This is a genomic window from Mesorhizobium sp. M0047 (assembly GCF_040323315.1).
Lineage (GTDB): Bacteria > Pseudomonadota > Alphaproteobacteria > Rhizobiales > Rhizobiaceae > Mesorhizobium.
Window position 1 is genome coordinate 1 of record NZ_JAMYUW010000026.1, and the last position, 12,162, is coordinate 12,162.

General features: G+C 62.5%; 9 protein-coding genes. 7 read left to right on the forward strand and 2 right to left on the reverse strand.

The features are described from left to right. Window positions 1-157 precede the first annotated feature (157 nt). Window positions 158-1,033, reverse strand: coding sequence for a hypothetical protein (locus NKJ89_RS22545; protein ID WP_352605725.1), 876 nt, complete (start codon window positions 1,031-1,033; stop codon window positions 158-160). Window positions 1,034-1,401: 368 nt separating this feature from the next. Between NKJ89_RS22545 and glmM the strand changes: the two genes are divergently transcribed. The 5 genes from glmM (at window position 1,402) to serA (ending at window position 7,953) form a co-directional block, all read left to right on the forward strand. Next, window positions 1,402-2,754, forward strand: a complete 1,353-nt coding sequence (gene glmM, locus NKJ89_RS22550) for a phosphoglucosamine mutase (RefSeq protein WP_352605727.1) — start codon at window positions 1,402-1,404, stop codon at window positions 2,752-2,754. A gap of 254 nt (window positions 2,755-3,008) precedes the next feature. Then, window positions 3,009-3,845, forward strand: a complete 837-nt coding sequence (locus NKJ89_RS22555) for an outer membrane protein (RefSeq protein ID WP_352605729.1) — start codon at window positions 3,009-3,011, stop codon at window positions 3,843-3,845. Between the two features lie 170 nt (window positions 3,846-4,015). Continuing rightward, window positions 4,016-4,915: an outer membrane protein gene (locus NKJ89_RS22560; protein ID WP_352605731.1), complete on the forward strand. Its 900-nt coding sequence runs from the start codon at window positions 4,016-4,018 to the stop codon at window positions 4,913-4,915. A 201-nt stretch (window positions 4,916-5,116) separates the two neighbouring features. After that, window positions 5,117-6,292, forward strand: coding sequence for a phosphoserine transaminase (locus tag NKJ89_RS22565; RefSeq protein ID WP_352605733.1), 1,176 nt, complete (start codon window positions 5,117-5,119; stop codon window positions 6,290-6,292). A 59-nt stretch (window positions 6,293-6,351) separates the two neighbouring features. Beyond that, a complete protein-coding gene (serA, locus tag NKJ89_RS22570) occupies window positions 6,352-7,953 on the forward strand; it encodes a phosphoglycerate dehydrogenase (protein ID WP_023758665.1) in 1,602 nt (533 codons plus the stop codon). 54 nt (window positions 7,954-8,007) lie between these two features. On the opposite strand, the gene NKJ89_RS22575 is transcribed toward serA, so the two are convergent. Next, the gene (locus NKJ89_RS22575; RefSeq protein ID WP_352605735.1) at window positions 8,008-8,919 is read right to left on the reverse strand and encodes a DMT family transporter; all 912 of its coding nucleotides are present in this window, start codon (window positions 8,917-8,919) and stop codon (window positions 8,008-8,010) included. 207 nt (window positions 8,920-9,126) lie between these two features. On the opposite strand from NKJ89_RS22575, the gene NKJ89_RS22580 reads away from it, so the two are divergent. Beyond that, entirely contained in the window at window positions 9,127-10,425 is a 1,299-nt protein-coding gene (locus tag NKJ89_RS22580; RefSeq protein ID WP_023758667.1) for an adenylosuccinate synthase, read from the forward strand. Window positions 10,426-10,499: 74 nt separating this feature from the next. After that, on the forward strand, window positions 10,500-12,158 hold the full coding sequence (locus tag NKJ89_RS22585; RefSeq protein WP_352605737.1) for a hypothetical protein: 1,659 nt from the start codon (window positions 10,500-10,502) through the stop codon (window positions 12,156-12,158). Window positions 12,159-12,162: the final 4 nt, after the last annotated feature.

The following is a 12,162-nucleotide window of genomic DNA, read 5'->3' on the forward strand; positions in this document are numbered from 1 at the left end:
ATACTTCCGCACCGACACGGCTCGTCCCGGGTACATGTCCCGGGCAGGGCAAGGCGGGGCGGCACCGAACGCGCGCTACTGGCGGCCCCGGCATTTTACAACCACCGCCCCGCAAACCTCCCGGGGCGCGGGCCTGTCTTTCAGGTATTTTTGTCGTTCAGCCCTTCAGCTTTGCGTTGCACAGGCTGTAGAAGCCGCCGCCCTTCTGGATCCACTTGAGGCCGCCAAGCGCGTTGGCGTCCTTGAGGGCATAGTACTGGTCGAGGCAAGTATGCATACGGCCCTTGCCGGGGGTCTCGCTGGCATATTTCGGCGAGATCGCGGAGGGGAAAGTGACGCCCTTGGGCGCAACCGTGGTCGGCTTCGCCGGCTCTTTGGTGTAGCTCGCCTCGTCGGCGGCCGGCACGGTGTCGTCATCCGACGCGCTGGCCCCGCATTCGGTCTTGCGGAAGTCGTTCCACTTCATGCCTTTCAGCGTGTTGGCCGTCTTGGCAGCCTGATACTTCGTGCTGCATTCGGCCATGCTCAGACCTTTGCCGCTAGTATCGGCGGGAGCCGCGGCAGCCTTGGTGGTTGCCGGCTTGGCGGCGGCCGATGCACCGGCGGCGCATTCGGACTTGCGGAAATCGTTCCACTTCATGCCGTTCAGCGTGCCGGCAGCCTTCGCCGCCTGGTACTTGGCGCTGCATTCCTTCGCCGTCAGACCCTTGGCCGTGCTGTCCTCGGCCGCAGCGGCCGCCTTGGCCGGCTTCGTCTCGGCAGCCTTCTTGGTGTCGGCAGCTTTCTTGGTGTCGGCTGCCTTCGTGTCGGTTGCTTTGGTTTCGGTTGCCTTGGTGTCGGTCTTGGCTGCGGCGTCGGTGCCGCACTGGGCCTTGCGGAACTGGTTCCAGGTCGCCCCGGCGAGTGTCCCGGCATCCTTGGCGGCGTTGTATTTCGTGCTGCACTCGGCCATCGTCAGTGCGTTGGCGGGCGCGGCCAGAAACAAGGTCGCGACGGCGAGGCCGGTCAAAGTGGCAAGTCGGTGGATGAGCATAGCGTTTCTCCGTTGCAGCAGCCCATGTTACGTCCCGGCGAATCAATAACGCTCAACGGTCGGTTGCGCCAGATACTAAGTAGCGTATATATCGCCGAAAGCTGGGCTTTGCCGATAAGGTGATGAAATCGTTGCCCGTTGCCGGCTTCAGAGCAAGAGTTTCCAGGTGCATCTGCGCTGAAAGGTTCGCATGACTGGTATTTTGCAGCATGGCAGTTTCAGCATGTTAGGTTGCAGCCATGTTGTGTGCAGTGCACAACAATGATTTTCTAAGGATTGGTAACATATAATCACACAATGTGATCATGGCGCCCTGGCCAATTGTGGCATGACGTGCCGGGGAAGAAACGTTGAGGAATCGGGCTAGCATGGCAGGGAATTATTTCGGCACGGACGGCATTCGCGGGCGCGCCAACAAGTTTCCGATGACCGCGGAAATCGCGATGCGGGTCGGCATGGCCGCCGGTCTCTCCTTCCAGCGCGGCAGCCACCGTCATCGCGTCGTGCTCGGCAAGGACACCAGGCTTTCTGGCTATATGATCGAGAATGCCATGGTCGCCGGTCTTTGTGCCGCCGGCATGGACGTGTTCCTGCTCGGCCCAATCCCGACTCCGGCGGTCGCCATGCTGGTGCGTTCGCTGCGTGCCGATATCGGCGTCATGATCTCGGCTTCGCACAATCCCTACTATGACAACGGCATCAAGCTGTTCGGACCCGACGGCTACAAGCTCTCCGACGAGATCGAGGAGCGCATCGAGAGCATGCTCGACAAGGACATCGAGCTGGCGCTCGCCGATTCCGACGGGCTTGGCCGCGCCAAGCGCGTCGACGGCGTGCATGACCGCTACATCGAATTCGCCAAGCGCACCTTGCCGCGCTCGATGTCACTCTCCGGACTCAGGATCGTCGTCGATTGCGCCAATGGCGCGGCCTACAAGGTGGCGCCCGAGGCGCTGTGGGAACTGGGCGCCGAAGTCGTCGCCATCAATGTCGAGCCCAACGGCTTCAACATCAACAAGGAATGCGGCTCGACCCATCCCGCCGGCCTGCAGAAGAAGGTGCACGAAGTGCGTGCCGACATCGGCATCGCGCTCGACGGCGATGCCGACCGGGTTGTCATCGTCGATGAGAACGGGGCGATCGTCGACGGTGACCAGATCATGGCACTGATCGCCGAATCCTGGCATCAGAGCGGGCGGCTTGCCGGCGGCGGCGTCGTTTCGACGGTCATGTCCAATCTCGGGCTCGAGCGCTTCCTCGGCGACATGAAGCTGCAATTGCACCGCACCAAGGTCGGCGACCGTTATGTCGTCGAGCATATGCGCGCGCACGGGCTGAATGTCGGCGGCGAACAATCCGGCCATATCGTGCTGTCTGACTTCTCGACCACCGGCGATGGCCTGGTTTCGGCACTGCAGGTACTGGCCTGCATCAAGCGGCAGGGGCGGCCGGTCAGCGAACTGTCGAAGAAGTTCGAACCGGTGCCGCAGCTTCTGAAGAACGTCCATATTTCCGGCGGCAAGCCGCTCGAGCAAGCGCCGGTCAAGGCAGCCATCGAGGATGCCCGTAACCGCCTCGGCAAGGCTGGGCGGCTGGTTATCCGACCCTCCGGCACCGAGCCGCTGATCCGCGTCATGGCCGAGGGCGACGACCCGCAATTGGTCGAGTCCGTCGTCAATGGCATCGTTGAGGTTATCTCCGAAACGCGCAGCGCAGCTTAGTCACAAGCCCGCCCCCGAGGGTGCCGCACTCATATCTTCGCCAACTCAAGCCCGCCCTTCCGGCGGGCTTTTTTGGTCGGTCCGGCGGTCGATTCCGACATCTTGAAAACCGCTCAACGATCCCTCGAAGTGTCGGGATTCGTGGTTAAGCAACAGGGTTAAACGCCTTTTAACCTTTGCACTTCATTATCCACGACTGAAAAGCAATTGCATTCGGACCGATGGCCGTTCCGAACTTCTCAGGGGTGACAAGCATGTTCAATACAGCCAGAAAGGTCCTGCTCGCCTTACTGTTCGCAGGTCTGGCAGGACCACTGTTCGCGGCCGACCTGCCGGAACCGGTAGTCGAGGAGGCTCCGCCTCCGGCCGTCTACGAGCAGCCGGTCGAAGTCGGCGGCTGGTACATCCGCGGCGACATCGACTATCACAAGTCGACCCTGCGCGGCATCGACTATATGACCTACACCGTCGATCCCTGTAACTGTACGGTCATTCCCGGCAGCAAGAGTTTCGACTTCGGCAAGCTCAAGGGCGGTTTCTCGCTCGGTGCCGGCGTCGGCTACAAGATCAACGACCATTTCCGTACCGATCTGACAGCCGACTACTGGTTCAAGTCGAACTTCAACGGCGGCACATCGGATATCAACGGAACATCGACCGAAGTGTCGAAAATGAGCGCCCTGCTGCTGCTTGCCAACGCCTATGTCGATCTCGGCACCTATAGTGGCATCACGCCTTACGTAGGCGCCGGCATCGGCGGTGCGCGCGTCAAGTGGGATACTGTCTATGACCCGAACACCACCGAGACTAACCCGGGAGCGTCCAACTGGCGCTTCGCCTACGCTCTGATGGCCGGCGCTTCCTACTGCCTGACCGACAAGATCATCCTCGACGCGGGCTATCGCTTCAGCCACATCCAGGGCGGCCGAATGTTCGAATGGGATGTCAGCAGCTCTGGCCCCGGCTTCGATCGCGGCATCAACACACACGAGGTTCGCGGTGGCCTGCGCTACCAGTTCGGCGGCAGCAACGGTTGCGCAGCGCCGGTCGTGGCCTACCAGCCCGAACCCGAGCCGATCTACACCAAGTAACACCCGGCATTAGCTGAAATTCTCGTGAGCCGCCCGGCACCAGCCGGGCGGCTTTCGTTTGGGCCCCATGTAATGAAAGCTCGCCCGAAATGAATTCGCTAACGCTCTGTTAGCCTTAACCGGCACTTAACCACTATGGTTAACAATGCTCCCTGAAACGATGGCTGCCGTTGCTATTGCCAGCGGGCCAAATTCGGGAGTCGGGGACCATGAGAATCATTTCGCGTGCGGCGCTGGCGCTTGGCGCCTTAGCCCTCTTGCCGCTGGCGCCCTTGCATGCTGCCGACTACAATCCGCCGATCTATGTCGACCAGGCGCCCGACTATGTGCCGGTCGAGGTCGGCTCCGGCTGGTATTTGCGCGGCGATATCGGTTACGCCTTCAGTCATCCGTTCAAACATGAGGAAACATCGAGCGGTCCGCTCGACAGTTTTACTGATGAGAGCAGCCTTTTCACAGGCAGCATCGGTATGGGCTATCATGTTAACGACTATCTCAGGGTCGAGCTGAACGGCGGGATTCTACCAACCGACAAATTCGGCGAGCACGCGAAGCTCGCCGCCACCTGCGACGGTCATACGCTCCAGGCCGACGGATTTGGAAATATCAATTCCGTTCCGGTCTCACAGGCATGCGATCTCTCCGACAACGCCTCCAACAAAGGCTACAGCATCATGGCCAACGGCTATGTGGATCTGGGCACTTACGTTGGGCTCACTCCCTATATCGGCGGTGGCATTGGTCTTGCTTACAACAAATATTTCAGAAGCATAGGCGCACGCGACTGCGTGGAAACACCGACCAATTCCGGCGGCACCGGCGGGTTTTTCTGCGACGATCCCGCCGGCTATGAAGGTCAGACCGACAGCGAGGGCAAGTTCAACCTAGCCTACTCGATCGGTGCAGGACTTTCCTATCAGGTCACCAAAAACGTTTCTGTAGATCTCGGCTACGAATATTTCTCGGTGCCGAGCGCAAAATACGTCGCCTTTGATGGCGGTGCCTTCAATATCCGCAAGGGTATCGACTACCAGACGGTCAAGCTCGGGCTGCGTTACGACCTCTGGTAAGTGCTACGCATAAGAAGAACAGGACGGGCGGATCCTCGGGTCCGCCGCTCCCGGTTTTGCGCCATGACATTTTCGTACAGATCGCCGGTATCCTGCCCGCGACAAAAACTTTCCTCTTGACGCCCGAGGCCTGAACGCATATCGCCGTCCGTGGGCCACCCCTCCCCAACGAGGGGCCACTATCTGGAAGGATAGACCACGATGACGACGCATGCGAAGCCCGGACTGCGTCCGGCAAACCCTAATTTTTCCTCAGGTCCCTGCGCGAAGCGCCCCGGCTGGTCAGTCGAGGCCCTGAAAACTGCAGCGCTCGGTCGTTCCCATCGCGCCAAAATCGGCAAGGCCAAGCTCGAACAGTCGATTTCGCTGACGCGGGAAATTCTCCAGGTCCCGGCGGACTACCGCATCGGCATCGTGCCGGCATCGGACACCGGCGCGGTCGAGATGGCGCTGTGGTCGCTGCTCGGCGAGCGCGGCGTCGACATGGTCGCTTGGGAGAGCTTTGGCTCCGGCTGGGTCACCGACGTGGTCAAGCAATTGAAGCTCGCCGACGTGCGCAAGATCGAAGCCGGCTACGGCGAACTGCCCGACCTCACGAAGATCGATTTCGACCGCGATGTGGTCTTCACCTGGAACGGCACCACGTCCGGCGTGCGCGTGCCGAACGGCGATTTCATCCCTGCGGATCGCCAGGGCCTGACCATCTGCGACGCGACTTCGGCTGCCTTCGCACAGAGGCTCGACTTTGAAAAACTCGATGTCGTCACCTTCTCCTGGCAGAAGGTGCTGGGCGGCGAGGGCGCGCACGGCATGCTCATCCTGTCGCCCCGCGCCGTCGAGCGGCTGGAAACGTACAAGCCTTCATGGCCGCTGCCGAAAATCTTCCGCCTGACCTCGGGCGGCAAGCTGATCGAAGGCATTTTCAAGGGCGAGACCATCAACACCCCCTCAATGCTGTGCGTCGAGGATTATCTCGATGCGCTCAACTGGGCGAAGTCGATTGGGGGCCTCGACGCGCTGATCGCCAGAGCGGACGCCAATGCGGCTGTCCTCGATCGCTTTGTCGCCAAGTCCGCGTGGCTCGGTCATCTCGCCGTCCAGCCGGCGACGCGGTCGAACACGTCCGTGTGTCTGTCCTTCACCGATCCGGATGTGTCCGCGCTCGATGCCGATGGGCAAGCGGCTTTCGCCAAGGGACTGGTGTCGGTGCTCGACAAGGAAGGTGTCGCCTACGACATCGGCGCCTATCGCGACGCACCGCCCGGCCTGCGCATCTGGTGCGGCGCGACCGTCGAGACGTCGGATCTCGAAGCATTGCTGCCCTGGCTCGACTGGGCCTTCGCTACGCAGAAGGCGTCGCTGAAAGCGGCGGCCTGAGATTTTCAGTGGCGGCCCTCGGCCGCCCATCCCCAACAATCCATTTCAAGGAGGCCGCTATGGCGCCCCGCGTTCTCGTCTCAGACAAACTCTCTCCCACAGCCGTGCAGATCTTCAAGGATCGCGGCGTCGAGGTCGACTATCTGCCCGATCTCGGCAAGGACAAGGAAAAGCTGCTCGAAGTGATCGGCCAGTATGACGGCCTCGCCATCCGGTCAGCGACCAAGGTCACCGAAAAATTGATCAACGCCGCCACAAAGCTCAAAGTCGTCGGCCGCGCCGGCATCGGCGTCGACAATGTCGATATCCCGGCGGCGAGCCGCAAGGGCATCATCGTGATGAATACGCCCTTCGGCAATTCGATCACGACAGCCGAACATGCGGTGGCGATGATCTTCGCGCTTGCCCGCCAGATCCCGGAGGCCAACGCTTCGACCCATGCCGGCAAATGGGAGAAGAACCGCTTCATGGGCGTTGAGATCACCGGCAAGACGCTGGGCGTCATCGGCTGCGGCAACATCGGCTCGATCGTCGCGACGCGCGGCGTCGGCCTGAAGATGCATGTCGTCGCCTTCGACCCGTTCCTGTCGGACAAACGCGCCGAGGAACTCGGCGTCGAGAAGGTCGAACTGGACGAGCTTTTCGCCCGCGCCGACTTCATCACGCTGCACACGCCGCTGACCGACAAGACGCGCAACATCATCGACGCCGCGGCAATCGCCAAGATGAAGAACGGCGTACGCATCATCAACTGCGCCCGCGGCGGGCTGATCGTCGAGGCCGACCTTGTGGCGGCGTTGAAGAGCGGCAAGGTGGCAGGTGCAGGCGTCGACGTGTTCGAGGTCGAGCCGGCCGAGCAGAATGCGTTGTTCGGCATGGAGAATGTCGTGGCGACGCCGCATCTCGGCGCCTCGACGGCGGAAGCGCAAGAGAATGTCGCGCTGCAGGTCGCCGAGCAGATGGCCGATTATCTGATCAAGGGTGCCGTCTCCAATGCCATCAACATGCCGTCGATCACCGCCGAGGAAGCCCCGCGACTGAAGCCCTTCGTCAAGCTTGCCGAAGTGCTCGGCGCCTTTGTCGGCCAGGTCACCGAAGACCCGATCACGGAGGTCGAGATCCTGTTCGACGGCTCGACGGCGACAATGAACACCCGCGCGCTGATCAGTGCCGCGCTTGCCGGGCTGATCCGGCCGCAGGTCTCCGACGTCAACATGGTGTCGGCGCCGATCATGGTGAAGGAGCGCGGTATCATCGTTGCCGAGGTCAAGCGCGACAAGTCGGGCGTGTTCGACGGCTACATCAAGCTGACGGTAACGACCGAGCACAAGACGCGCTCGATCGCCGGCACCTGCTTCTCCGACGGCAAGCCGCGTTTCATCCAGATCAAGGGCATCAATCTCGACGCTGAGGTCGGCCAGCATATGCTCTACACGACCAATGCCGACGCGCCGGGCATCGTCGGCCTGCTAGGCACCGTCTGCGGCGAGAACGGCGTCAACATCGCCAACTTCCAGCTTGGCCGCAACCGGCCGGGAGGCGATGCCATCGCGCTGCTCTATCTCGACGCGCCGTTCCCGGAGGCCGTCCTGGAAAAGGTCAGGAAGCACAAGTCGATCGACTCGGCCAAACGGCTGCAGTTCGACATCAACGCCGTGTGATCCCGGACTTGCCGTGAAGGATCGAAAGGCGCGGCCTGTTCCGCGCCTTTTTGTTCAGCGTGTCCTGGCTGTTGGCAGGTTTGCCGCTTTGCGCCCGCTGTATTCGGCAAGCCCGATGCCGCCCAGCACGAGCGCCAGCGCCAATGCCTGATAGAACTGGAACGTCTCGCCGACGATCAGCACCGACAGCAGCGTGCCGAAGATCGGCACCAGATTGATGAACAGGCCGGCGCGGTTGGCGCCGATCAGTTCGTTGCCCCTGATGTAGAAGATCTGCGAGATCACCGAGGCGCCGATCGCGGTATAGACGATGACCGCCCAGCCGCGCGCGTCGGGCACGATAACCTTGCCGGCAGCGATCTCCCACAGGAAGAAGGGCACTGAGGTAACGAGAGCCGCAACCGACAGGGCGAGCATCAGGCTCTGCCAATGCATCACCGGTTTCAACCGCAGCCCGACCGAATAGCCGCTGTAGAGAAACACGGCGACCAGCATGATGGCGTCGCCGAAATTGAGCTCCAGCGTCAACAGCCGGCGCGGGTCGCCGTGACAGGCGGTCAGGATCACGCCGACGATGGTCAGAACGACGCCGACAATCTGCGCCCAGTTCACGCGCAGGCGGAAGAAGATGAAATTGGCTGTCATGATCAGGATCGGCATAGCCGCCTGTTCGATCGAGACGTTGATCGCCGTCGTATAGTTGAGCGCCGTGTAGAAGATGGTGTTGAACAGAGTGAAACCGCTGGCACCGAGGCCCGCGAGGATGACCCAGTGCTTGCGCACCAGCGGCCAGTCCTTGCGTATCGTCTTCCAGCCGATCGGCAGCATGATCGCCGCGGCCAGCACCCAGCGCAGGAAGACCAGCGTCATCGGCGAGACGTGATCGACTGCCAGCTTGCCGGCCACCGAGTTGCCACCCCACAGCAAGGTGGTGAGCAGCAGGACTATGTAGGCGCTTCGATGCATCGTGGGATTCCGGCCGCGGGGCCGCGGTGGTTGTCGGCCTATTGCCCCCGTGCGTCCAAGTAAATGATGTTAAGCCCGAAAATTGTTATGCCTCAGGGCATTTTCGGCGGCAAAGAAAGGTCGCGCTCGCGAGGTCTTGACGTTATAGAGGCCTGTCGTTTCGAACCATATTCAAGCCGCTTGGCGGCGTCTCAAGGGAAAAGAAACATGGCCAATGTGGTGGTCGTCGGCTCGCAATGGGGCGATGAAGGCAAGGGCAAGATCGTCGACTGGCTGTCGGAGCGCGCCGATGTCGTCGTGCGTTTTCAGGGCGGCCACAATGCCGGCCACACGCTGGTCGTCGACGGCAAGGTCTACAAACTGTCGTTGCTTCCGTCGGGCGTCGTGCGCCAGGGCAAGCTGTCCATCATCGGCAATGGCGTCGTTTTCGACCCACACGCCTTCGTCGCCGAAGTGGCCAAGCTCAAGGCGCAAGGTGTCGAGGTGACGCCGGACCGCCTGAAAATAGCCGAAAACACAGCGCTTATCCTGTCGCTGCACCGAGAACTGGACGGATTCCGCGAGGACGCAGCTTCCAATTCCGGAACGAAGATTGGCACGACCCGTCGTGGCATCGGCCCCGCCTATGAGGACAAGGTGGGCCGGCGCGCGGTCAGGGTGATGGATTTGGCGGATTTGGAAACGCTGCCCTTGAAGGTCGACAGGCTGCTGACGCACCACAATGCGCTGCGTCGCGGGCTTGGCCATGCAGAAGTCACGCATGACGCCATCATGCAGGAATTAACCTCGGTTGGGCACGAGATCCTGCCCTATATGGACCGGGTCTGGAAAATCCTCGACGACAAGCGCCGGGCTGGGGAGCGCATCCTGTTCGAGGGCGCGCAAGGCACGCTGCTCGATATCGACCATGGCACCTATCCGTTCGTCACCTCGTCGAACACGGTCGCAGGACAGGCTGCCGCCGGCTCCGGCGTCGGCCCGGGCGCCATCGGCTATGTGCTCGGCATCACCAAGGCTTACACGACGCGCGTCGGCGAAGGTCCGTTCCCGACCGAGCAGAGGAACGAGGTCGGCGAATTCCTCGGCACGCGCGGCCACGAATTCGGCGTCGTCACCGGCCGCAAGCGACGCTGCGGCTGGTTCGACGCCGTGCTGGTGCGCCAGGCCGTCGCCGTCAACGGCATCAAGGGCATCGCGCTGACCAAGCTCGACGTGCTCGACGGGTTAGACGAGATCAAGGTCTGCACCGGCTACCGGCTCGATGGCGAGATGATCGACTATCTGCCGGCCAGCCAGGGCGCGCAGGCGCGTGTCGAACCGGTCTATGAGACGCTGGAGGGCTGGAAAGGCACCACCGCCGGCGCGCGCAGCTGGAACGACCTGCCGGCCCAGGCGGTCAAATATGTTCGCTACATCGAGGAGCTGATCGGTGCCCCGGTCGCGCTCCTTTCCACCAGCCCGGAACGGGACGACACGATACTTGTGACCGATCCGTTTCAAGACTAGTTTCTCAGCCTTTCCGGGCATAGCGGCTGATTTGCGGGGGCCGGCGCGGAAACAAAATACAGGTCGACTGAAGCATGGCAGATTTCGTTTTTGTTCTGAAGAAAGCGATAGACGGTCTCGGCGATCCGTCGCCAGAGATGCGGGCGAAGGTCTACGAAAAGGCCCGCTCTACGATCGCAGCGAAGATTGCCCAGCGCGATCCGCCGCTTTCGCCGGAGGATGTCGCAAAGCAGAAACGCGGTCTGGAAGATGCCATAGCGAACGTCGAGCGGGACTATGCCAAGAGCGTGCCGGAGACCGACCCGCTCGCGGAACTGGAACACATCTTTTCCTCGATCGATCGCAACAAGAACCAGCCAAGCCACACGCGGCAACCGGCCAAGGCGGAGCCGGCCTGGCCGGCACCGCCTGCGGCCAAGCCTGAACCTTATCAACCCGCGCCGCCACCTGCCGCCAAGGTCGAGCCAAGCTGGCAAAGGCCAACGCCGGCGCCTGCCCAGCCGGCTCGCGCCGATACGCCCCTTCCAGCTATGGACGCTGAGGAGGCCGACGACGGTGTCGATGTGTTTTCCAGCAACGAAGAGCCGGCGTCGGACACTTTCCAGCGCCTGCGCCCGGCGGAGCGTAAGCGCAGCTACGGCGGGCTGATCGCCGTCGCCGTCGCGCTTCTGGTCATCGCCGGTGGCGGCTACGGCATCTGGCTGAACAAGGACGCCTTCGGCAAGATGCTCGGGCTCGACGGCACGAAGGTCGCGACAAAGACCGAACCCGTGAAGCCGGCACCTGCCAAGCCGGCAACCACCGCCGCGGCGCCGGCGCCAGCACCAGCGCCCGCAGTTGGCGGCACGGAAGCTGAAAGCACGAAATTCACCCAACGGCTGACGCCGCAAGGCAGTGAAGTCGACCCGGGCCCGGCCGGCGGACAAAGCGGCATCGGCGAAGGCGAATCGGTCGCTGCGCTGACCACGCCGCCCTCGGCGACCAACGCGCCGCCGATTTCCGCACCGGCCGCCGGCACTCCTCCCGCGGCTACGCCTCCGGCGGCAGGTGCCGCCCCCGCAACACCGCCTGCCAACGGAGCTGCCCCGGCGGCGCCGGCCAACGCCGCCGCCACTCCGCCAGCACCGGCGGGTGCTGCGCCGGCGGCACCGGCCACCGCGCCGGCGGAAACCGCGCTGCCGGTCGGCCAGAAGGCGATCTTCTACGAGGAGCGCACCAGCACCGCCCAGGGCTCGGCGGAGCCGGGCAACATCGTCTGGTCGCTGGTACAGGAATCGCCCGGTGGCGACCTGCCGCCAGAGCCGGCGATCCGCGCCGAGGCGACCATTCCCGGCAAGGACATCCAGTTGCGCATGACGATCCGCCGCAACACCGACCAGACACTGCCGGCCAGCCATATCATCGAGATGATCTTCCTGACGCCGGACGGCTTTGAAGGCGGAGGCGTCGACAACATTCTGCGCGTCGCCATGAAGGGTTCGGAACAGGATGCCGGCAGTCCGCTGATCGGCATTCCGGCCAAGATCGCCGACGGCTTCTTCCTCGTCGCGCTGAACGACACAAAGGCCGACGAAGACGCCAACATGACCTTGCTGCGTGGCCAGGACTGGATCGACGTGCCGGTCGTCTACAAGACCGGCCGGCGGGCATTGCTGACCATGGAAAAAGGCATTCCCGGCGAGAAGGTGTTCGACGAGGCGATCAAGGCCTGGCAGGCGAAGACGGCGGGCTGAGAAG

Bases quoted from the DNA above. Each gene is read 5' to 3' on its own strand.
- NKJ89_RS22585 (WP_352605737.1), top strand. From the start codon at position 10,500: ATGGCAGATTTCGTTTTTGTTCTGAAGAAAGCGATAGACGGTCTCGGC.
- NKJ89_RS22565 (WP_352605733.1), top strand. From the start codon at position 5,117: ATGACGACGCATGCGAAGCCCGGACTGCGTCCGGCAAACCCTAATTTT.
- NKJ89_RS22545 (WP_352605725.1), bottom strand. From the start codon at position 1,033: ATGCTCATCCACCGACTTGCCACTTTGACCGGCCTCGCCGTCGCGACC.
- serA (WP_023758665.1), top strand. From the start codon at position 6,352: ATGGCGCCCCGCGTTCTCGTCTCAGACAAACTCTCTCCCACAGCCGTG.
- glmM (WP_352605727.1), top strand. From the start codon at position 1,402: ATGGCAGGGAATTATTTCGGCACGGACGGCATTCGCGGGCGCGCCAAC.
- NKJ89_RS22555 (WP_352605729.1), top strand. From the start codon at position 3,009: ATGTTCAATACAGCCAGAAAGGTCCTGCTCGCCTTACTGTTCGCAGGT.
- NKJ89_RS22580 (WP_023758667.1), top strand. From the start codon at position 9,127: ATGGCCAATGTGGTGGTCGTCGGCTCGCAATGGGGCGATGAAGGCAAG.
- NKJ89_RS22575 (WP_352605735.1), bottom strand. From the start codon at position 8,919: ATGCATCGAAGCGCCTACATAGTCCTGCTGCTCACCACCTTGCTGTGG.